General features: G+C 72.4%; 19 protein-coding genes. 3 read left to right on the top strand and 16 right to left on the bottom strand.

The window, feature by feature from the left end:
* The first annotated feature begins 72 nt into the window (after window positions 1-72).
* Window positions 73-258, top strand: coding sequence for a DUF5999 family protein (locus ACIQ5Y_RS14055; protein WP_365170754.1), 186 nt, complete (start codon window positions 73-75; stop codon window positions 256-258).
* Window positions 259-401: 143 nt separating this feature from the next.
* On the opposite strand, the gene ACIQ5Y_RS14060 is transcribed toward ACIQ5Y_RS14055, so the two are convergent.
* Both ACIQ5Y_RS14060 and ACIQ5Y_RS14065 read right to left on the bottom strand, forming a co-directional pair.
* Window positions 402-2,498 carry an ATP-binding protein gene (locus ACIQ5Y_RS14060; protein ID WP_403879437.1) on the bottom strand — a complete coding sequence of 699 codons (2,097 nt, stop codon included), beginning with the start codon at window positions 2,496-2,498 and terminating at the stop codon, window positions 402-404.
* Between the two features lie 63 nt (window positions 2,499-2,561).
* Complete coding sequence (locus ACIQ5Y_RS14065; RefSeq protein WP_403879439.1) at window positions 2,562-3,512, bottom strand: fibronectin type III domain-containing protein; 951 nt, start codon at window positions 3,510-3,512, stop codon at window positions 2,562-2,564.
* Window positions 3,513-3,745: 233 nt separating this feature from the next.
* On the opposite strand from ACIQ5Y_RS14065, the gene ACIQ5Y_RS14070 reads away from it, so the two are divergent.
* The gene (locus ACIQ5Y_RS14070; RefSeq protein ID WP_403879441.1) at window positions 3,746-3,940 is read left to right on the top strand and encodes a hypothetical protein; all 195 of its coding nucleotides are present in this window, start codon (window positions 3,746-3,748) and stop codon (window positions 3,938-3,940) included.
* 175 nt (window positions 3,941-4,115) lie between these two features.
* The gene (locus ACIQ5Y_RS14075) at window positions 4,116-5,684 is read left to right on the top strand and encodes a hypothetical protein (RefSeq protein WP_403879443.1); all 1,569 of its coding nucleotides are present in this window, start codon (window positions 4,116-4,118) and stop codon (window positions 5,682-5,684) included.
* A gap of 47 nt (window positions 5,685-5,731) precedes the next feature.
* Here ACIQ5Y_RS14075 and ACIQ5Y_RS14080 read toward each other — a convergent pair whose 3' ends face one another.
* The 14 genes from ACIQ5Y_RS14080 to ACIQ5Y_RS14145 all read right to left on the bottom strand — a co-directional run bounded on the left by ACIQ5Y_RS14080 (window position 5,732) and on the right by ACIQ5Y_RS14145 (window position 19,638).
* Window positions 5,732-6,349, bottom strand: coding sequence for a cytochrome b/b6 domain-containing protein (locus ACIQ5Y_RS14080; protein ID WP_403879445.1), 618 nt, complete (start codon window positions 6,347-6,349; stop codon window positions 5,732-5,734).
* Window positions 6,333-7,055 (bottom strand): molybdopterin-dependent oxidoreductase, encoded by a 723-nt coding sequence (locus tag ACIQ5Y_RS14085; protein ID WP_403879447.1) that lies wholly within the window; start codon window positions 7,053-7,055, stop codon window positions 6,333-6,335. The genes ACIQ5Y_RS14080 and ACIQ5Y_RS14085 overlap by 17 nt, the downstream gene beginning before the upstream one ends.
* Window positions 7,056-7,135: 80 nt before the next feature.
* Window positions 7,136-8,266, bottom strand: a complete 1,131-nt coding sequence (locus ACIQ5Y_RS14090; protein ID WP_403879449.1) for an LLM class flavin-dependent oxidoreductase — start codon at window positions 8,264-8,266, stop codon at window positions 7,136-7,138.
* Between the two features lie 9 nt (window positions 8,267-8,275).
* On the bottom strand, window positions 8,276-9,322 hold the full coding sequence (locus ACIQ5Y_RS14095) for an LLM class flavin-dependent oxidoreductase (RefSeq protein ID WP_403879451.1): 1,047 nt from the start codon (window positions 9,320-9,322) through the stop codon (window positions 8,276-8,278).
* Complete coding sequence (locus tag ACIQ5Y_RS14100) at window positions 9,319-10,695, bottom strand: NtaA/DmoA family FMN-dependent monooxygenase (protein ID WP_403879453.1); 1,377 nt, start codon at window positions 10,693-10,695, stop codon at window positions 9,319-9,321. Before ACIQ5Y_RS14100 ends, ACIQ5Y_RS14095 begins: the two co-directional genes overlap by 4 nt.
* A 27-nt stretch (window positions 10,696-10,722) precedes the next feature.
* Window positions 10,723-11,841 (bottom strand): LLM class flavin-dependent oxidoreductase, encoded by a 1,119-nt coding sequence (locus ACIQ5Y_RS14105; RefSeq protein WP_403879455.1) that lies wholly within the window; start codon window positions 11,839-11,841, stop codon window positions 10,723-10,725.
* 211 nt (window positions 11,842-12,052) lie between these two features.
* The gene (locus tag ACIQ5Y_RS14110; RefSeq protein WP_403879457.1) at window positions 12,053-12,784 is read right to left on the bottom strand and encodes a GNAT family N-acetyltransferase; all 732 of its coding nucleotides are present in this window, start codon (window positions 12,782-12,784) and stop codon (window positions 12,053-12,055) included.
* Window positions 12,781-13,797, bottom strand: a complete 1,017-nt coding sequence (locus ACIQ5Y_RS14115) for a transporter substrate-binding domain-containing protein (protein WP_403879459.1) — start codon at window positions 13,795-13,797, stop codon at window positions 12,781-12,783. Before ACIQ5Y_RS14115 ends, ACIQ5Y_RS14110 begins: the two co-directional genes overlap by 4 nt.
* A 50-nt stretch (window positions 13,798-13,847) precedes the next feature.
* Window positions 13,848-14,690 carry an amino acid ABC transporter ATP-binding protein gene (locus ACIQ5Y_RS14120; protein ID WP_403879461.1) on the bottom strand — a complete coding sequence of 281 codons (843 nt, stop codon included), beginning with the start codon at window positions 14,688-14,690 and terminating at the stop codon, window positions 13,848-13,850.
* Window positions 14,687-15,652: an amino acid ABC transporter permease gene (locus ACIQ5Y_RS14125; RefSeq protein ID WP_403879463.1), complete on the bottom strand. Its 966-nt coding sequence runs from the start codon at window positions 15,650-15,652 to the stop codon at window positions 14,687-14,689. The genes ACIQ5Y_RS14120 and ACIQ5Y_RS14125 overlap by 4 nt, the downstream gene beginning before the upstream one ends.
* 217 nt (window positions 15,653-15,869) lie before the next feature.
* Window positions 15,870-16,979 carry an aryl-sulfate sulfotransferase gene (locus ACIQ5Y_RS14130; protein WP_403879465.1) on the bottom strand — a complete coding sequence of 370 codons (1,110 nt, stop codon included), beginning with the start codon at window positions 16,977-16,979 and terminating at the stop codon, window positions 15,870-15,872.
* Between the two features lie 49 nt (window positions 16,980-17,028).
* Window positions 17,029-18,030 (bottom strand): ABC transporter substrate-binding protein, encoded by a 1,002-nt coding sequence (locus ACIQ5Y_RS14135; protein WP_403879467.1) that lies wholly within the window; start codon window positions 18,028-18,030, stop codon window positions 17,029-17,031.
* A gap of 115 nt (window positions 18,031-18,145) precedes the next feature.
* Window positions 18,146-18,862, bottom strand: coding sequence for an ABC transporter ATP-binding protein (locus tag ACIQ5Y_RS14140; protein WP_403879469.1), 717 nt, complete (start codon window positions 18,860-18,862; stop codon window positions 18,146-18,148).
* A complete protein-coding gene (locus tag ACIQ5Y_RS14145) occupies window positions 18,859-19,638 on the bottom strand; it encodes an ABC transporter permease (protein ID WP_403879471.1) in 780 nt (259 codons plus the stop codon). Before ACIQ5Y_RS14145 ends, ACIQ5Y_RS14140 begins: the two co-directional genes overlap by 4 nt.
* Between the last annotated feature and the right edge of the window lie 141 nt (window positions 19,639-19,779).

Below are 19,779 nucleotides of genomic sequence, written 5' to 3' on the forward strand. Positions count from 1 at the left end.
CGCCACCGTGGATCGCGGATTCGACCGGGTGACCACCGGCCCTCCCGCCCCACACTTGCGAGGAGGTGCGCCATGTGCTCCCACCAGCCCCCCTGCCCGTCCGCCGACAGCGCCGATCACGACGCCGCCCGCACCGTGGCCTCCCATCCCGAACAGGGCTGGAGTCTGCTCTGCAACGGCGTGGTCGTCTTCGACGACACCGGTGAACTGCTCCCCGAAGGCCAGACGGTGGAACCCCGCCGCCCGGCCCTGGTCTGAGCCAGGAGGCAGCATGCGCCAGCAGCTGATCCGCAAGCCCGTCCCCAAGCCCGCTCCCCGAGACCTGGATCTGCGCACACCGTCGGGCAGACCCCTCCCGTACTGACGGGAGCCCACGAGTTACGCCGCCCACCGGCTGCCGGTCAGCCGGTGGGTGCGGCAGTGCCACCCAGGAAGGCCGTCTCGTACGCGGCGTCGCCGATCGCCGCCCGGGCCTGCCGCTCGCCCTGGTCCCGCAGGGCCGTCAGCGAGGGCGAGCCCATCTGCGGCCGGCCCACGGTGCGCCACCAGGCGTGCCCGGTGCCCAGCAGCCGCGCCGCCAGTTCGCCGTCGCCCAGCGCCGCCACCGCCGCGGCCAGCAGGTCGAGGCCCAGCGCGATCCCGAAGCGGTCGCCGAGCAGCCGCTTCCCCGACAGCATCGCCCGCACGTGCCGGGCCGCCTCGCCGTGTTCGCCGAGGCCCAGCGCCGCCACCGCCAGGATGTAGTCCGCGTAGGCCCGTAGCCATCGTTCGCCCAGCTCCGCGCAGGCCTCCCGCAGCGACCGCGCCTCCTCCGTCGCCTCCTCGAACCGCCGCAGGTCGCACAGGGCGTAGCCGGTGGCCAGCTTGCACAGCAGCCACCCCGCGCCGTCGGTGCGCCCGCCGTGGCCCGCCCGGGCCCGCGGGCCCGTCAGCGCGAGGGCCCGTACGGGATCGCCCGGCATCAGCAGCGCCACCCCGTGGAGGTAGGCCGCGCGCAGTTCCCGCTCCGGGTCGGAGAGACGGGCCGCGTCCCGCGTGCACTCCTCGCCGAGCCGCTCGGCCGTCTCCAGGTCGCCCTGGAGCAGCGTGGTGAGTCCGAGCGCCCACAGGGCCTGGTTGTGCGCCGGTCCGGGGTGCGGGGCGGCCCGCAGGGCCCGTTCCAGGAAACCCCGGCCCTCGTGCACGTGCCCGCAGGAGAACCAGTAGAACCACAAGGCCCCGGCCATCCCCAGGGCGGCCTCCGGGTCGGTGCCCAGCAGGTGTTCCAGGGCCGTGCGCAACTGTGCGTGCTCGGCGGTCATCCTGCGGTACCAGTCGACCTGGCCCGGGCCGAGCCAGCCCCGTTCGGCGGCCTCGGAGAGCGCCGCGTACCAGTGGGCGTGCCGGTCGGAGACGATCTGGACCTCGCCGAGCTCGGCCAGCCAGTCGTGCCCGTACTCGCGGATCGTGTCCAGCATCCGGTAGCGGGACCCCGCCCCGCGCTCCTCGCTGCGCAGCACCACCGACTTCGCGACCAGGCCCGCCAGTACGCGCTCCACGCGCGAGGCGGCCAGCGGGCCGCCCGCGCACACCGCGCGGGCGGCGGCGACGTCGAAGTCCCCCGAGAACACGGACAACCGGGCCCACAGCAGCCGTTCCAGAGGCTCGCACAGCTCGTGGCTCCAGCCGATCGTGGTGCGCATCGTCTGGTGCCGGGGCACGCGGGACGCCCGGGTGTCCGACAGCAGGCTGAAGCGCTCGCCGAGCCGCTCGGCCATCTGCTCCAGCGTCCACAACCGCATCCGGGCGCCCGCGAGTTCGAGGGCGAGGGGGATGCCGTCGAGACGCCTGCACACCTCGGCGGCGACCGCCGTGCGGGCGGGGTCCGCGAACACGGCCGCCGCCTGCGGGGTCGCGGCGAGGGCACGCGCGCGGAAGAGGGCGAGGGCGTCGCTGTCGGGCCCCTCGCAGGGCAGCGGGCGGACCTCGACGACCTCCTCGCCCGGGGAGCCGAGCGGCTCGCGGGAGGTGACCACGACGGTCAAGCCCGGTGCCGACTGCAGGAGTTCACCCACCAGGTGGCGGCATTCGGTCACCAGGTGCTCGCAGGTGTCCAGCACGAGCAGGAGCCGCTTGTCCGCCATCCAGGCGCACAACTCCTCGTCCAGGGAACCCGAGGAGTGGTCGGCTAGGCCGACGGCATGGGAGATGGTCGTGGTGAGCAGGCCGGGGTCGCGCAGCGGCGAGAGCTCGACCCACCACACGCCATCGGGCCTCGGCCCGATGGCGTCGGAGACGGCCCGCAGGGCGAGCCGGGACTTGCCCACACCGCCCGCCCCGGTGAGGGTGATCAGCCGCCGGTTCTCCAACAGCTCGCGCAGGCACGCCAGTTCGCACTCACGGCCGACGAAGCCCGAGGGCTCCGGCGGCAGGTTCCCCGCCGCCGTCGCCGGAGTGCGCGCGGGATCGCCACCGGCGGATCCTGCCTGATTGTCGTTGACCGAGTACTCACCGAACACGGATGTATTGTGCGTGATCTTCTTATCCGACAGAGTCGATTCCGGCCAGATCGTTGCCGAAACTCACCCCGTGAGAGTGATGGTCCGCTCCGCGGAGAAGGCGCCCCACTTCCCGTCCGGCAGCCTGGCCCGCAGTTTCACCGTCCACACGGTGCCGGCGGGCTCGCTCACGGTCAGCCGGTGCTCGGCCCTTCCGCTCGGGACCGCGCCCGCCCCGAACTGGATGACGGTGGTGGCCCGTCCGTTGACGTACAGCTCGTACTCGCTGGTCGCGCGGCCGGTGTCCGGGGCGGTCCAGCCGAGGGTGACCGCGCCCGGGGAGGCGGTCGCGGTGAACCCGGCCGGGGCGGTGTCCGGGCCGGTGCCGGGGGCGGGCGGGGTCGTCACGTCCACGGCCGGGCCGTCGGGGGAGGAGTTGTCGGCCCCGTCCCGGGCCCGGACCGTGAACGTGTAGGCGGTGTCGGGCTGGAGGCCGGTCAGCGCGGTCTCGTTCGCGCCGGGGCCCGCGGTGTGGACGCGTACGCCGCCCTGGTAGACGTCGTAGGCGGTCACGCCGGTGTCGTCGCTCGCCGGGGTCCAGGACACCAGGGCCGCCCGCGGGCCCGTCGCGCGGGCCGTGACCGTGGCCGGGGCGGTGGGGGGCCGCCGGTCCTCGGCCTTGGCCGCCGGAGTCGTAACGCGCACGGGGGCGCCCGGCCGCGAGTGGTTCCCGGCGGCGTCCCGGGCGCGGACCGTGAAGGTGTAGCCGGTCTCCGGGGCGAGGCCGGTGACGTCCACCATCGTCTTCCCTGACGGGAGTTCGCGCACGAGGCGGCCGTCCTCGAAGACCTGGTAGCCGCTCACCCCCTCGCCCTCGGCGGCGGCGTCCCACATGACGTGCACGCTGGTGGCGCTGCCGGCCTGGGCGGTGAGACCTGCGGGGGCGGAAGGCGGAGTGGTGTCGGAGGCGGTGCAGGCCGCAGCCGTGGCCGCGAGGGCCAGGCACAGGGCGAGTGCGGGGGTGGTGCGTCGCACGGGTGCCGTCCTCCGCTTCCTTTGGCCGAAAGGTCTAGACATATATGGCACGCGGATCGGGGGCCGGGCAAGACGTCGGCGCGGCCCTTCTCCAGCCTTTCTCCGGCTCCCCGCCGGCCGATCGTCAAGGACCGGATCGACGTCACGGACGGTCAACACCCGTTCGGCGGACACCTCGTTCGTCCGCAGCAACCCCTCTCTGCGCCAACATGGCGCCGAGCAAGGAGGTTTCGATGGTGATTTCCCTCTCGGTGGTCGTCCTGCTGATCGTCCTGGCGTGGATCTTCCTGCGCAGCGGCGGCCTCAAGTTCTCGCACGCCCTCGTCTGCGTGCTGCTCGGCTTCTACCTGGCGAGCAGCAGCATGGCCGCGACCATCCACGACGGCCTCTCGGCCACCGCGAACGTGGTCTCCGGCCTCAGGCCCTGACCCATCCGACGGGCGGCGACTCCGGCTTCCCATGCCGAAAGTCGATCAACTGTTGCGCGTTCGTGAATCATCCGCCACATCCATGGACTCTTCGGGCACGGCGATCTAGCGTCTGGCGGCGGCGCGATGTCAGACACATTGTCAACAAAGCCGAAGAGAAGGGGAGGAAGCCCGAATGTTCCGAAGAGCGCTGAACTGCGCCGTGATACCGGTGGTCGCCGTGTTCGCGACGATCAACGGCATCACGTCGGCCGGGGCCGACGACATACCCAAGACCCCCGGCCACCGCCTGGTCGGCAACTACGAGGGCGCCCCGGCCACCGCCGCCCCGCTGCCGGGGGAGGCGCCCCCGCAGCACCCGTTCCTCGCTCCCAACGGCCGCAGCGGCATGCACTCCGACGCGGGCGGCAGCGCCACCTCGCCCTGGTCGGGCCCGCTCGGCAAGAACCCCCAGGTCAAGAGCGAGGCCATCGCGGCCCTCGGTGGCGAATGCGCCACCGCCACCTTCGACTCCGGGGGCCGGCTCGTCACGGTGTGCGGGACCTTCTCGGGCTTCAAGGTCAAGCTCCTCGAGCCCCGTACGCTGGCCACGCTGGCGGAGTACCAGCTCCCGCAGCGCTCCTCGACGGTCGAGGCCATCACCCAGCTCGACTTCTCGAAGATCTTCAAGGACACCTCGGGCGGTGCGTACTTCTACCTGGACAACCAGGACCGGGCCGTGCTGGCCGACTCCCGCCAGCACATCCTGCGTCTGTCCCACTCCCAGAACCCCGACGGGAGCTGGAAGTTCGCGGTCGACAACGACTGGGACCTCACCGGTCAGGTGCCGCACGACTGCGTCAGCTGGACCAACCTGTGGCCCAGTGGCACCTGCGACCCCGTCACCTCCGTGATGCCCGACTGGAACGGCCGCATCTGGTGGGTCACCCGCCAGGGCCGCGTCGGCACCGTGGACCCGGCGACCTCGCAGATCCGTTCCGTCCAGCTCGCGGGTGAGGAGATCCAGAACTCCTTCTCGGTGGCCGAGGACGGTGTCTCCATCGTCTCCGACCACGCGCTCTACAGCTTCCGAGCCGCCGCCGACGGCACCCCCGTGGTGCAGTGGCGCCAGACGTACGACCGCGGCACCGGCACCAAGCCCGGTTCCGTGAACCAGGGTTCGGGCACCACCCCGGACCTCTTCGGCAACGGCTACGTCGCCATCACCGACAACGCCGACGACCGGATGAACGTCCTGGTCTACAAGCGGGGCGTGGACGTCCCCGCGGACCAGCGGCTGGTCTGCAAGGTGCCGGTCTTCGGCTCCGGCGCCTCGACCACCGACAACTCCCTGATCACCTGGGGCAACAGCATCGTCGTCGAGAACAACTACGGCTACGAGAACGTGACGACGCTGCTCCTGGGCAAGTCGGTCGTCGGCGGCGTCAGCCGCATCGACGTCCGCGCGGACGGCAGCGGCTGCGACACGGTCTGGGAGAGCGCGATCCGCGCTCCCTCCGTCGTCCCCAAGCTCTCCACCGCCAACGGACTGCTCTACTTCTACGAGAAGCAGCCCAATTTCTGGGGCGTCGACGCCTGGTACCTCACCGCCGTGGACTTCCGCTCCGGTGAGCGGCGCTGGAGCAAGCTCACCGGAACCGGCCCGCTGTACGACAACAACTGGGCCCCGATCACCCTCGGCCCGGACGGCACGGCGTACGTCGGCGTCTTCAACGGCATCGTCGCGGTCCGAGACGGCGGCTGACGGCACAAGCCGATGACCCGGTCGGCACGCGATCCGTGCCGGCCGGCTCAGTCGTCGGTACTCCACAGCGGGTGCTCGCGCTCGGCCCAGGCCCGTTCCACGGATCCGGTACGCATGCCGCGCCGGGCCTCCGGGTCCGCCAGCGCCTTGGCGATGTGCCCGGTGAGCACCACGACGAGCGCCAGGGCGAGCCAGTCGTGGACGAAGGTGGCGCCGGTCCGCCAGATCAGCGGCGCGAGACCGGTGAACCACATCAGGATCCCGGTGCCGAGCATCACGAGGACCGCTCCGGCCAGCCAGCCCGCGTACACCTTCTGCCCCGCGTTGAACTTGCCCGCGGGCCGGGGTGCGAGGCGGTCGCGCCGCAGCGCGGCCCGCAGCCACTGGCCGTCGTGCGGCCCGAAGCGGTTCAGCCGGCGCAGGTCCGCGCGGAAGGCGGGGGAGGCCAGACCCAGCAGGAACGGGACGGGGAGCAGCAGTCCGGACCACTCGTGCACGGTCACCACGAGATGCCGGCGGCCGACCAGCTCCGCCAGCGGCGGCAGGTACAGGAAACCCGCCCCGGCCACGCACAGCAGCGCGAGCGACGCCGTCGACCGGTGGACCCAGCGCTCGGCGCGGCTGAAGCGGCGCACCCGGCGCGGCGGCTCAGACGGTAGGGGCATCGTCGCGTCCGTTCGATCGGCCGACCCACGCGTCGACGTCGTAGCCGAGGTGCTCCCAGTAGCCGGGCTCCACCCTCTCGGTGAGGGTGATGCCGGAGAGCCACTTGGCGGACTTGTAGAAATACATCGGTGCCACATACAGCCGCACCGGTCCGCCATGGCTGTGTGTCAAAGGCCGGTCTCGCATCCGCAACGCCACCAGCACGTCGTCCCGTCGGGCCTGCCGGATGGTCAGACTCTCCGTGTACGTACCGTCGAAGCAGTCGAAGCGGACGGCGGTGGCCTCGGGCCGGACTCCGGCGGCGTCGAGCAGCACGGACAGCGGCACCCCTTCGAAGGGGGTGGCGGGGACACGCCAGCCCGTCACGCACTGGACGTCCCGCACCGTCCGGGTCTGGGGGAGCCGCCGCAGGGCGTCCAGGGTGTAGGCCGTCGGGCGATCGACCAGCCCGCCGACCGTGAGGCGGTAGTCGGCGGGTCCGCGCTCGGGCACCGATGAGGCCACCGAGTAGTAACGGAAGCCGCCGCCGTTCGGCAGCAGGCCGGTGAGGCCGGTCGGGTCCTTCTTGGTGACGGTCTCGAAGCCGCGCTGCAGGTACGGGGCGGCGACCAGCCCGGCGCCGCCGAGGCCGAGCATCCCGAGGACCAGCCGGCGTCCGATGGGGGCGCCCCGTCCGTCGGGGGCGGTGCGTTCGTCTGTGCTCACCCGGCGATTCGACCACCGCGGACCCGGCGGGACCAGGGTCCGCGGCGGTCCGTCAGACTTCCGTCATACTCGTGCCGGCCTCACCGTCGGGCCCACTCCTCGGCCAGCAGTCGGTAGGAGTCGACCCGGGCCGCGTGGTCGTGGGTGATGGTGGTGATCAGCAACTCGTCCGCGCCGGTGGCCTCCTGGAGCCGCTCCAGGTGATCGGCCACCGTCCGCGCCGAACCCACGAACCGCGTCTCCACCCGGTCGGCCACCAGCGCCCGGTCCGCGTCGGTCCACGGCAGGGCGCGCGCCTCGGCCGGGGTGGGGTAGGCGATGGCGCCCTCGCCGCTGCGGATGCCGCGCACCCACGGCGCGTACCCGATGGCCAGCTCCCGGGCGGTCTCGTCGTCCTCGGCGACGACCACGTCCGCGGAGACGGTCAGGTAGGGCCGGTCCAGTTCGGCCGACGGCTTGAAGGCGGCCCGGTAGGCGTCGGCGGCCTCCAGCACCGAGGCGGGACTGACGTGGTAGTTCGCCGCGAACCGCAGCCCGTTGCCTCCCGCCGCCTCCGCGCTCACCCCAGCGCTGCTGCCGAGGATCCACACCTGTACGTCGGCCCCCTCGCCGGGGACGGCATGCGCCTCCACCCCCTCCGGGGACCGGTACTCGCCCCGCAGCAGTGCGAGGACGTCGTCGACCTGCTCGGCGTAGTCCTGGGGCCGGGCGCCGGGCAGGTTCAGCAGCTTCTGCTGGAGCAGGACGCGGGGGTGGCCGAGCAGGTGCGCGAAGGAGAACCGGTCCGGGATGCGCAGCCCGTTCGCCGTGTAGCCGTCCACGACCGGGGTGGCGGGTGACGGTACGGGCTCGCCGGTGCGCGCCGGGGGCCGGCCCGCCGAACGGCCCAGCCCCAGGTCGATGCGGCCCGGGTGCAGCGCGTCGATCAGACCGAATTCCTCGACCGTCGACAGCGCGGTGCGGTGCCCGAGCTGCACGGCCCCGGAGCCGAGCCGGATGGTGCTCGTCGCCGAGGCCGTGAGCGCGAGGACCACGGCCGGGGAGGTCCCCGCGACCCCGGGGTTGAGGTGGTGCTCGGCGAACCAGTACCGGGCGTAGCCGAAGCCTTCCGCCTGCCGGGCGAGGTCGATGCTGCGGTGGAGGGCCTCGGCGGCGGTGGAACCGGACGCGACCGGGATCAGATCGAGGACCCCGAGGGGGATGCCGGACATGGCGGCTCCTTAAAGGTCGGAGAAGGGCGGGTCGGGGATCTCGCGGCGGAGCACCGGCGCGATCTGCGACTGGAAGAGTTCGAGCGAGGCACGGTGCTCCGCGTGGGTGAGCCCGCCCGGCTCGGCCTGCAGGTGCAGGACGGTGTGGCCGAACTCCTCGTGGTAGCGGTGGACCTTCTCGATCACCTGCTGCGGGCTGCCGATCAGCGCGGAGCTGCGCTCGACGAAGTCCTCCAGGGTCGGGAACACGGGAGCCGCGCCCAGCTGTTCGTGGAAGGCCAGGTAACGGGCGAAGGCCGGCCGGTACGCGGCCACCGCCCGCTGCGAGGTGGGCGCCGCGTGGTAGCCGGCCGTGCCCGCGCCGACGACCGCGTGGGCCGGGTCGTGCCCGTGGTGCTCCCAGCGCTCCCGGTAGTGACGGATCAGCTCGGCGTACGGGCCGATCGGGTGGGTGACGTTCGCCGAGAACAGCGGATCGCCGTGGCGCGCGGCGAGGTCGACGGATTCCCAGCTCGTGGCGCTGCCGTGCCAGACGCGCAGCTCCCGCTGGAACGGCCGCGGCAGCGCCTCCGCGGCCGTCAGCTCGGGGCGGAAGCGCGGCCGGGCCGTCACCTTGTCCTCGCGCCAGAGCCGCCGGAACAGCTCGTAGCTCTCGGAGTTGCGCTCCCACTGGTCCTCGGGGGTCACCTGGAACAGCTCGCGCAGGCCCGTGCCGTTGCCCTTGCCGATCATCAGCTCCAGGCGCCCGTCGCTGAGGTGGTCCAGCGTCGCGTAGTCCTCGTACGCCCGGACCGGATCGAGCAGGCTCAGCGTGGTGACGGCCGTGAACAGGCGGATCCGGCGGGTCAGCGCGGCGATGTGCGAGAGGACCACGGGCGGCGAGGACGACAGGAACGGCCGCTCGTGGCGCTCGCCCACACCGAACCCGTCGAACCCGAGCTGCTCCGCGAAGACCGCGGCGTCGACGACCTCGCGGAACCGCTGACGGGTGGGCGTGGGGGCGCCGGTCACCGGATCGGCGGAGTCCGTGATCAGGGTGATGGCGAGGAACTTCACGAGGCGGCGGCCCGCCCGGCGACCGGCTCCGGCACGGCGAGGCCGAGGTGGTCGCGCAGGGTGGTGCCCTCGTAGTCGGTGCGGAAGACCCCGCGCTCCTGGAGCAGGGGGACGACGGTGTCGGCGAACACGTCCAGGCCGCCCGGGGTGATGTGCGGGACCAGGATGAAGCCGTCGGCCGCGTCCGCCTGCACCAGGTCGTTGATCCGGTCGGCGACCGTGGCGGCCGAGCCGACGAAGGTCTGCCGGGAGGTGGTCGCGATGACGAGCTCGCGGATGGAGAGGTTCTTGGCCGCGGCGAGCTCGCGCCACTGCCGCGCCGTCGCGAGCGGGTCGGAGAACTGGCGTACGCTCGCCCGCCCGAGGGCGACGGTGTTCTCGCCGGGTTCCGGGTCGACGTCGGGCAGCGGGCCGTCCGGGTCGTAGGACGACAGGTCCCGGTTCCAGACGTGCTCCAGGTACTTGATCGCGGTCTGTCCGCTGACCTGGAGCCGGCGCACCTCGTGGGCGAGCTCCTGCGCCTCGGCGTCGGTGTCGCCGAGGACGAAGGTGGCGGCGGGCAGGATCTTCAACTGGTCGTGCGTACGGCCGTACTTGGCCAGCCGGCCCTTGACGTCGGCGTAGAAGGCGCGGCCCTCGTCGAGGGTCCCGTACCGGCCGAAGATCGCGTCGGCGCCGGCGGCGGCGAACTCGCGCCCCTCGTCGGAGTCGCCCGCCTGGAAGATCACCGGACGGCCCTGCGGGCTGCGCGGGACGTTGAAGCGGCCCTCGATGTCGAAGTGCCGCCCCTGGTGGCGGAAGGCCCCGGCCCGGGCGTCGCGCAGGAAGGTGCCCGATCCCGCGTCGGCGACGACCTCGGTGCCGTCCCAGGAGTCGAAGAGCTCGGTGGCCGTGGCCAGGAACTCCTTGGCGCGGGAGTAGCGGTCCTCGCGCGGCAGGAAGCCCCCGCGGCGGAAGTTCTCCCCGGTGAAGGCGTCCCAGGAGGTGACGACGTTCCAGGCGGACCGGCCGTCGGAGAGGTGGTCGAGCGAGGCGAACTGGCGGGCCACCTCGTAGGGTTCGTTGAAGGTGGAGTTGATGGTGCCGGTCAGGCCGAGGCGCTCGGTGACCGCCGCCAGCGCGGCGAGCACCGTGAAGGTGTCGGGCCGGCCCACCACGTCCAAGTCGTAGATCTTCCCGCCCTGTTCGCGCAGCCGCAGTCCCTCGGCGAGGAAGAGGAAGTCGAACTTGGCGCGCTCGGCGGTCCGCGCGAAATGGACGAACGAGTCGAAGTCGATGTGGCTGCCGGCCGCCGGGTCGCTCCACACGGTGGTGTTGTTGACGCCCGGGAAGTGGGCGGCGAGATGGATCCGCTTGAGCGGCTTGGTGCTCATGGATCGTCCTTTCCGGTCTGGTGGCGCTCAGGCGGCGGGCGGGCGGGCGTAGCGGTTGCCGGGTCGCCCCAGCCCGAGCAGGCCACGCAGGGTGTCCGCCCCGTACGCGCGGCGGAAGACCCCGCGCCGCTGGAGCTCGGGCACCAGGGACCGGGTGATCGCGGGCAGGTCGTGGGCGATCACCCCGGGCCGCAGCCGGAACCCGGTCAGGCCCGCCGCCCGCGCGTCCTGGAGCAGGTCCGCGAGCTGCGCCGGGGTGCCGGTGAAGCTCGCCGTGCCATCGGCGTACGGGCTCGGGTCGAGCTCGTCCAGCCGGGCGAGGCGGTCTTCGGCGGCCCGGGCGTCCGTGTCCAGGAAGACCGTGAGGTCGCCGAAGACGTGCGCGGGGTCGCCCGCGACCCGGGACACGGCGGCGCGGGCCTCGTCGGCGTCGCGCGCGTTGACGTACACGAGGTCGGCCGAGCCGTCCAGGACCCCGGACGCCGCCGCGACCAGGGGCTGTCCCTGCGGCGGGCGCGGGGTGATGGAGGGGCCCCGCACGGAGAAGTGCCGCCCCTCGAAGTCGATGTAGTGGAGCTTGCGGCGGTCCACGAAGCGGCCCGTGGCCACGTCCCGGATCTCCGCGTCGTCCTCCCAGCTGTCCCACAGCCGCCGGACGACCTCGACGTGGTCCGCGGCCTCCCCGTGAAGCTCGGCCTCGGACACCGGGAACGCGCGGCGCCCGAAGTGACGTGCCTCGTGCGGCAGTCCGCTCACCTGGACGCCGAGGCCGGCGCGGCCACGGCTGACGTGGTCGAGGGTCGCGATGGCCTTGGAGATGTGGAACGGCTCGGTGTGGGTGGCCGTCACCCCGGGGACCAGACCGATGTGCCGGGTCAGGGGTGCGATCCGGGCGGCGGTGAGCACCGCGTCGAGCCGCCCGCGCACCTGGTCCGTACGCAGGTCGGGATCCGACGGGGACGAGGACTGGAGGGCGAGGCCGTCGTCGAAGGTGACGAAGTCCAGCAGTCCGGCCTCGGCCTCCGCGGTGACGTCGGCCCAGTACCGGGCGGTGAACAGCTCGGCGGGCCGGGCGCCCGGCTCCCGCCAGGCGGCGGGATGCCGGCCCGCCCCGTCGAGGGCGACGGCGAGATGCAGTGTGGACACGTCGAATGCAGCCTTCCTGATCGGCCGTACGGAATGGACGTACGGAATGGACGTAGGGAATGGACGTAGGGAATGGACGTACGGAATGGGCGTAGGGAATGGGCGCAGGGAACGGAAACGGACGGGCCGTTGAACGGGAGATCTTCTCGAAAACGCTACGGCGCGCCGACGGGCCCTTCAATGACCCCGGTATGAAAAGAACTTGGCGGTATTACGAGGGTGTGGCGGCGGTGTTTCCCGGCGCCCGGACCGCCATGAAGAAGGGCCGGTGGCGCAGGGTGAAACCGATCGACTCGTAGAGCCGGATCGCCTCGGTGTTGCTCGCGGCGGTGTGCAGGAAAGGGATCTCGCCGCGCTCCCGGATACCGGCCGCCACGGCGCGGACCAGGCGTGTCGCCAGGCCCCTGCCCCGGTGGTCCGGGTGGGTGCACACCGCGCTGATCTCGGTCCACCCGGGCGGCCGCAGCCGCTCCCCGGCCATCGCCACGAGCCGGCCCCGGTGGCGGATGCCGAGGTACGTGCCCAGCTCGACGGTACGGGCCCGGAACGGGCCGGGCCGCGTCAGCTCGATCAGCGACAGGACCTCCGGTACGTCGGCGGGGCCCAGCCGGACCGCCTCGGGGGCGGGTTCGGCACGCAGCGAGGCGTCGACCAGCTGGACGCCCTGGATCGCGCCCACCGTCTCCCAGCCGTCGGGCGGGGTCAGTACCCCGGCCAGCGAGGCGACCTCGCCAGGCCCGACCAGGGCGCGCAGGTCGGCCCAGGCGCGCGGGTCGTCCGGATCGGCCAGCGCGGTGAAGGGCGAGACGTCCTCGGGGTAGCGCGCGGCCCGCCCGCCGCCCGGAGGACGCTCGGCCAGGGCCGCGTGCGCACCCGAGAGCGAGGCCCAGGCAGGGTTGTCCAGCACGTGCGGGGAGAGCGGAGCGCGCGCGGTCGTGCTCACGAGTTGGTCAGCGGCAGGCCGGGCGGGTTGACCTCGGAGGTCGTGACGGCCTCGTCGGACAGGTTCCAAGCGCCCAGCAGCTTGCCGTACTGCCCGTTCTCGATCAGGTGGTTGATCGCGGCCGCCACGGGCCCCGCCAGCCCGCTGTCCTTCTTCGCGGTCGCCGCGATCAGGCCCTGGATCGACTCGCCCGCGCCCGAGTGGGAACCGGCGTTGCGCGTGGGCGCGTTGCCGCTCGCCGTCTGGGTGATGTGGTAGGCGATGGCCGGGTTCGGGGCGAAGTTGACGTCGATCTTCCTGCCGCTCAGCGCCAGGTAGGTGCTGTTGACGTCCGGGAAGTACTTGACGTTGAAGTCCTTGCCCTCGGCCTGGAGCTTCTTCTGCCACTCCAGCAGGATCTTCTCCTGGTTGGTGCCCGAAGCGACCGCGATGTTCCGGCCGGCGAGGTTGTGGAAGTCGCCGCCGAAGTTCCAGGTGCTGTCCTTCAGCACCTCGAAGCCCAGGTTGTCCTTCCGGTTCGAGGCGAAGTCGTACTTCTTCTTGCGCTCCTCGGTCACCGTGATGTTCGAGAAGGCGACGTCGACCTTGCCGCTGTCGATGCCGACGAAGAGGTTCTCCCAGGTGGAGTTCTTCACCACGGGCTTGAGCCCGAGGGTGGCCGCCACCAGTCGGCCGAGATCGGGCTCCGCCCCGGTCAGGGTCTGCTGGTCGGTGCCGGGGTAGGCGAGCGGTGGGAAGCCGGCGGGCAGCGCGCCGACGCCGATGACCAGTTCGCCGCGGTCACGGACGGCCGCGGGCAGCTGGGCGCGCAGCGACTCGACGACCGGAACGGACAGCTCGGTCTCCCGGGCGACGCCGTTCGACACGGCGCCGACGGTGACGCGGTCGGAGGTCTGCTCACCGGCCTCGGCATCGCCGCCGCAGGCGGTGAGCACGGAGCCGAGGGCGACGGTGGTGGTGAGGGCGCCGAGCCCGCGGACGAGTCCGGTGCGCAGGATGGAGTGTCGTCGCATGGTTTTCCCTTGCTGGATTACGGGGGGGGAGGGAGGGGGAGCGGGGGAGGTCAGAGGACCTTGCTCAGGAACTCCCGGGTACGGGGGTGGGCCGGCCGGTCCAGTACCTCCTCGGGCGGCCCCTGTTCGACGATGCGGCCCTCGTGGAGGAAGACCACCTCGTCGGCCACCTCGCGGGCGAAGCCGATCTCGTGCGTGACGATGACGAGCGTGGTGCCGCCGCCCGCGAGGTCCTTGATGACGGACAGCACCTCGCCGACGAGTTCGGGATCGAGCGCCGAGGTGGGCTCGTCGAAGAGGATGACCCCGGGCCGAAGCGCGAGCGCGCGGGCGATGGCGACGCGCTGCTGCTGGCCGCCGGAGAGCTGTCTGGGGTACGCGCCGGCCCGGTCTCCGAGCCCGACCCGCTCCAGCAGCTCGCGCGCCCTCGCCTCGGACTCGGACCTGGACAGTCGCCCGGTGGCCACCGGGGCCGCGGCGACGTTGTCCAGGACGGTCAGGTGCGGGAAGAGGTTGAAGTTCTGGAAGACGAACCCGATCCGGGCCCGCTGGGCGAGGATCTCCCGTTCGCGGAGCTCCTTGAGTCGTTTGCCGTGTCGATGCACGCCGATCGGCTCGCCGCCCACGCTGACGTGGCCGGCCTCGGGCTTCTCCAGGTGGTTGATGACCCGCAGGAGCGTGGACTTGCCGGAACCGGAGCGCCCCAGCACCGCGGTGACCGTGCCCGGAGCGACCGTGAGGTTCACTCCGTCCAGGACGCGTCGGCCTGCGAACCACTTGTGCACGTCGTGGACTTCGATCGCGGCGGGTCGGGTGGCGTTGGCAGTGGCAGTGGCAGTGGCAGTGGCAGTGGCAGCGGTGGTGGCAGCGGTGGTGGTCGTGGGCGTGGTCATCGCGCCGTCTCCTTCCGGAAGCGGACCCGCAGGTCGCGCAGGCCCGCCCGGGCCCGCTCCAGGGGGGTGGGCGGCAGGGTGCGCAGGGCGCCGCGCGCGTAGTACCGCTCCACGTAGAACTGGACGACGGACAGTGCGCTGGTGAGGATCACGTACCAGGCGGTGGCCACCAGCAGCAGCGGCACCACGTCGCCGGAATAGGTGCTGCCGAGGCTCTGCACCGTGCCGAAGAGGTCGAGGAGCGACACGTAGAAGACCAGCGAGGTGGCCTTGACCAGCCCGAGCAGCAGGTTCACGTACGCGGGGACGATCGCGCGCAGCGCCTGGGGGAAGACGATCCGGGCGAACTGGTACCGCCTGGGCAGCCCCAGCGCCGCCGCCGCCTCGTGCTGGCCCTGGTCGACGGAGAGCAGACCCGCCCGGACCACCTCGGCCGCGTACGCCGCTTCCGCGAGGCTCAGTCCCACGACCGCCAGCACCGTGTCGGTCGCGAGACGGGACTCGTCGAAGGTGAAGAAGGCGGGGCCGAAGGGGACCCCGATGCTCAGGGTGGGGTAGAGCGCACTGAAGTTGTAGAGGAACAGCAGGACCACGATCAGTGGCACGGAACGGAACAGCCAGACGTACGTCCAACTCACCGAGCGCAGCACCGGGTTGGACGAGAGCCTGGCGAGGGCGAGGAGGATCCCGCCGGCCAGACCGAGGAGCGCGCTGAGCGCGGCCACCTGGAGGGTGATGAGCAGTCCGTCCAGAATGGCGGGCCGCACGAACCAGTAGGCGAATCGGTCCCACTGGTAGAAGGGGTTGGTGAACAGACCGTGGCCGGCCTGGGCGACCAGCACCAGCACGAGGGCGGTGGCGATCCACCGCCCGGGCCGGCGCAGCGGCAGGACCCGCTCGGCCGGCCCGGGGGGTTCCCCGGACCGGCCGGTGGGTGCGACGAGGGTGAGCGATTCGGTCACGGACGCTCCAGCGGTTTCGGCTTCGACAAGGTGAATTCTCGAAAAGCAGCCGTCATACCGGACAGAAAGAGGCCGCTGATGTCTTTGTCTGCGGCGTAAGCTAGGCAGCCCCCTGAAGAGCTGTCAACGTCCTCGATATCGATGTCCCGTCAAGCGCACGGCAATGTCATCCGCCGTACACAGAACGCCCTTTGGTGAAATAAAACGGGGCTTCCGTTTACAGCCAGGGCAGCTCCTGCGCGCTGTAACGGTAGGCGCGGAAGACGGAGTTCTGGGCGCCGGCCGAGGACTCCAGGCCCACGCCGTCGCCGAAGGACCGGAACTGCGGGACCACGAACTCCCACACCACCTCCCGCTCCGGGGTCACCTCGAAGAGCCGGCCGAAGGAGCCCTCGGCGATGAAGGTGTTGCCGTTCGGCAGGCGCTGCGCGCTGGACATGTACGGGCTGTAGAAGTTCTGCGGCGGGTTGTCCTCGTACGACCACACCTCCTTGCCCGTGCGCGGGTCGAGCTCGAGCACCCGCGAGTACGGCACGGACGTCGTGTCGCGGTAGCTGCCGTTGTCGAAGACCAGGATGTTGCCGCTGGGCAGTTCGTGCGGGTGGTGCTGCTGGGCGAGCACGTCCGGGCCGAACCGCCACTGGACGGATCCGTCGGCACGGTCGATCGACACGGCCGTCGACGCGCTGCGGAAGCCCACCACGATGGAACCGTCCGCGCTCTCGTTGACCGTGTTGGCCATCGGCCAGTGGTTGCGGTCGAAGTGCCGGTCGAGCGGCACCTCCTCGGGGTCGAGGTGCTCGATGGCGGCCCAGCGCCACACGATCTCGCCGTCCCAGGTCAGTTCGTACACCACGTCCCCGTAGATCACCCCGCCCGGAGCCTCGGAGCCGGGGATGCCGCCCCGGATCCGGGCCGCGTCGGCGGGGTCGAGGGGTTCCACGGCGCCGATGAGGAGGTTGCCGTTGCGCAGGATCGAGGCGTCGTGGTGGTGGAAGGGGTGGCGGACCTCGCGCACGACGCTGGAGTCCGGGGCCAGTTCCTGGAAGATGCCGCCGTGGTAGACCTCCCAGATGGGGAAGAGGACCGGGCCGCTGGTGTCCTTGGCCGCGTAGAAGAGGTTCCCGTTCGGGAGGAGCTGCGCCTGGCGGCCCGGCGGGTGAGGGGAGTTCCAGGTGTGGGCGGTGCGGCCCTCGATGTCGACGAGGTGGATCTCGCCGGCGCTGGTGATCGGCGTGTAGAGGGTGTAGCCGCCGTAGCTGCGCTCGGGGTCGTGGGCGATGAGGCCGACGCCGCGGCGGCGCAGGGTGTTCTGGTCGACGGTCATGGGGATCTCCTCGAAGGAAGTCGGGTGGGGGAGTTCGGTTCGGGGGACGTCAGTGGACGGTGACGGCGGACGGGTCCGCGGCCGTGAGGGGGGCGGGGTCCAGGTACCGCCGCAGCGAGGCGCGGTCCGCGGCGCCCGGCAGGCCCTGGGCCGCCTTCGCCCAGCCGGCCTCCTCCTCCAGCTGCGCGAGCAGCTCGGCGGAGAGGGCGGCGCCGTAGGTGTAGCGGGGCTGGAAGACGTCGACGTATCCGGCCTGGAGGGTGCCCTTGGACTGCGTGACCAAGGCCTTGCGCGCCCCTGCCGGGTCGGCGGCGATCTCGCGCTGCGCGCCCAGCACCACCCGGAGCACCGCGGCCGTGGTGTCCTTGTCTGCCTTGGGTCCGGCGACGAGGAGGGTCCTGGCGGTGTACCCGGTGAAGGGGACCTCGGCGTAGCCCGTGCCCAGGGCGGTGCGGGTGGCGTCGTAGAAGCCGGGGAAGGTGACCCCGGCGTCGATGTCCCCGCGGGCCAGCGCGGAAGGGACCTGGTTCGGGGCGAGGTTGACCACCGTCACGTCGGCGGCCGTCAACTGCGCCGAGGCGAGCATCCGCGACAGCGCGTACTCGACGTTCGTGCCCTGCGGGACGCCGACCTTGCGGCCCTTCAGCGCGGCGAAACCGGTGATCCCCCGGTCGGCCCGGGTCAGCAGCCGCCAGTCCGAGAACCGGGACAGGTCGGCGACGACCCGCAGTTCGCGCCCGCCCAGCGCGGCGGTCACGGCGGGCAGGTCGCCGACGACGCCGAGCTGCGCCTGGCCGCCGAGGACGGCGTTCAGCGCGTCGCGGCCGGTGGGATGGGTGGTGACGGTGGCGTCGACGCCCTCGGCGGACCACAGCCCCCGCTCCTGGGCCACGTAGACGGGGGCGCCGCCGAGGTGGTCGCTCGCCGCGATGGAGACGGCCGGACGGCCGCCGCTGCCCGCCTTGTCGGACGGGGAGCCGGCGCAAGCGGTGGCGAAGGTGCCGAGCAGGGCGGTCAGGAGTACGGCGGCCACTGCGCGGGGTCTGAGCATGGTGGAGGTCCTTCCGGGGTCACGAGGCGAGAGTCGAGAGGCGAGGGTCGAGAGGCGAGAGTCGAGAGGCGAGGGTCAAGGGGAGGGGCGAGAGGCGAGGGTCCGGCGGGGGCGATCATTCGGAGCCGAGGTGGCGTGCGATCAAGGCGCGGAGATCCGGGTCCGGCGGCCCGGCCGGCACGGGGTGGTCGGCGAGCACGCGGCCCGGGGAGCCGCCGAGGACGATCACCCGCTGGGCGAGGGCCAGGGCCTCGTCGATGTCGTGCGTGACGAAGAGGACGGTGGTGCCGGTGCGCTGCCACAGCTCCCGCAGCAGCTCCTGCATCCGCGTCCGGGTCAAGGCGTCGAGCGCCCCGAACGGCTCGTCCATCAGCAGGACTTCCGGCTCGGCCGCCAGCGCGCGGGCCAGCGCCACCCGCTGGCGCATCCCGCCCGACAGCTCGGCCGGGTACTTCTCCGCGCCGTCCGCGAGTCCCACTCCGGCCAGCGCCTCCAGGGCCCGCCGCCGGCGTTCCGCGCGGGGCAGGCCGAGCCGCTTGAGGGCGAACTCGACGTTGCCGCGGGCCGTGCGCCACGGGAACAGCGCGTAGTGCTGGAAGACCACGCCCCGCTCCGGGCCCGGTCCGAGCACCGGCGTCGAGCCGGCCGTCACCTGCCCGGAGGCGGGCCGTACGAACCCGGCGATCGTGTTCAGCACGGTCGACTTGCCGCAGCCGCTGGGGCCCAGCAGGGCCGTGAACGAGCCCGCCGGGAACTCCAGGTCGGTGCGCTCCAGCACCGGGGCCGTGCCGTAGCCGACCGACAGCCCCTCCAGGCGTACGTCGAGGCTCATGACTCGCTCCAGTGCGCGAACCGGCGGCCCGCCGCCGCCAGTACGAGGTCGACGGCGACCCCGAGCAGCCCGAGGACGAGCAGCCCGGCGAACATCCGGTCCACCCGCAGGAACTGGCCGTCGACCTGGAGCCGGTACGCCAATCCGCTGTCCGCACCGCCCAGTTCGGCCGCGACCAGCGCGAGCAGCGCCACCGAGGCTCCGTAGCGCAGCGCCGCGAGCAGGGCGGGGGCCGCGGCGGGCAGCAGGACCTCGGTGATCCGCCGGTGCAGGGGCGCCCCGAGCGACCGGGCCGCCCGCAGGTGCGAGACGGGCACCCGGGACACCCCGTCGTGCACGTACAGCCACACCGCGAGGAGGACGGCGTAGGCGATGAGCAGCCGCTTCGCGCTCTCGCCGATGCCGAACCAGGCGGTGGCCAGCGGAACCAGCGCGATCGCCGGAATCGGGCGGAGGAAGGAGACCACAGGGGACACGGCGGCGGACAGCCAGGGCAGGCTGCCGGTGGCGAAGCCGAGCGCGCTGCCGACGGCCGCGCCCAAGGCGAAGCCCTGTCCCGCCCGGGTGAGGCTGGCGCCGAGATCCGTGGCCAGCGTGCCGCCGGCCGCACTGTCCACGAGCGCGGCGAGGGTCTGCGCGGGCGTCGGCAGCAGACCCGGAGCCACCGCACCGGACCGGGCGAGCAGGTACCAGAGGGCGAGTACGGCACCGGCCGCGCCCAGGGCCGGGCCGAGTCGGCCGAGGGCCCGGCCGGGCGGTGAGGGGGTGGCGTGCACGGGGCGGCTCCTGGGTCGTGCGTTCGCCCGAGGAGGGCGTTCGCTCAAGGCGGGATAAGTGAGGTCAATAATTGACGACGCTTATTAAGGGAGTGTTGCGGCAGTGCGAAACCTCCCGGAGCCGTCCGGCCCGTGATCCGC

This window comes from Streptomyces sp. NPDC096339 (assembly GCF_044762985.1).
Taxonomy (GTDB): domain Bacteria; phylum Actinomycetota; class Actinomycetes; order Streptomycetales; family Streptomycetaceae; genus Streptomyces.

Excerpts from the sequence above, each read along its gene's own strand:
- ACIQ5Y_RS14090 (WP_403879449.1), bottom strand. The coding sequence starts at position 8,266 with ATGTCCGGCATCCCCCTCGGGGTCCTCGATCTGATCCCGGTCGCGTCC.
- ACIQ5Y_RS14080 (WP_403879445.1), bottom strand. The coding sequence starts at position 6,349 with ATGCCCCTACCGTCTGAGCCGCCGCGCCGGGTGCGCCGCTTCAGCCGC.
- ACIQ5Y_RS14100 (WP_403879453.1), bottom strand. The coding sequence starts at position 10,695 with ATGAGCACCAAGCCGCTCAAGCGGATCCATCTCGCCGCCCACTTCCCG.
- ACIQ5Y_RS14135 (WP_403879467.1), bottom strand. The coding sequence starts at position 18,030 with ATGCTCAGACCCCGCGCAGTGGCCGCCGTACTCCTGACCGCCCTGCTC.
- ACIQ5Y_RS14075 (WP_403879443.1), top strand. The coding sequence starts at position 4,116 with ATGTTCCGAAGAGCGCTGAACTGCGCCGTGATACCGGTGGTCGCCGTG.
- ACIQ5Y_RS14130 (WP_403879465.1), bottom strand. The coding sequence starts at position 16,979 with ATGACCGTCGACCAGAACACCCTGCGCCGCCGCGGCGTCGGCCTCATC.
- ACIQ5Y_RS14115 (WP_403879459.1), bottom strand. The coding sequence starts at position 13,797 with ATGCGACGACACTCCATCCTGCGCACCGGACTCGTCCGCGGGCTCGGC.
- ACIQ5Y_RS14140 (WP_403879469.1), bottom strand. The coding sequence starts at position 18,862 with ATGAGCCTCGACGTACGCCTGGAGGGGCTGTCGGTCGGCTACGGCACG.
- ACIQ5Y_RS14120 (WP_403879461.1), bottom strand. The coding sequence starts at position 14,690 with ATGACCACGCCCACGACCACCACCGCTGCCACCACCGCTGCCACTGCC.
- ACIQ5Y_RS14055 (WP_365170754.1), top strand. The coding sequence starts at position 73 with ATGTGCTCCCACCAGCCCCCCTGCCCGTCCGCCGACAGCGCCGATCAC.
- ACIQ5Y_RS14070 (WP_403879441.1), top strand. The coding sequence starts at position 3,746 with ATGGTGATTTCCCTCTCGGTGGTCGTCCTGCTGATCGTCCTGGCGTGG.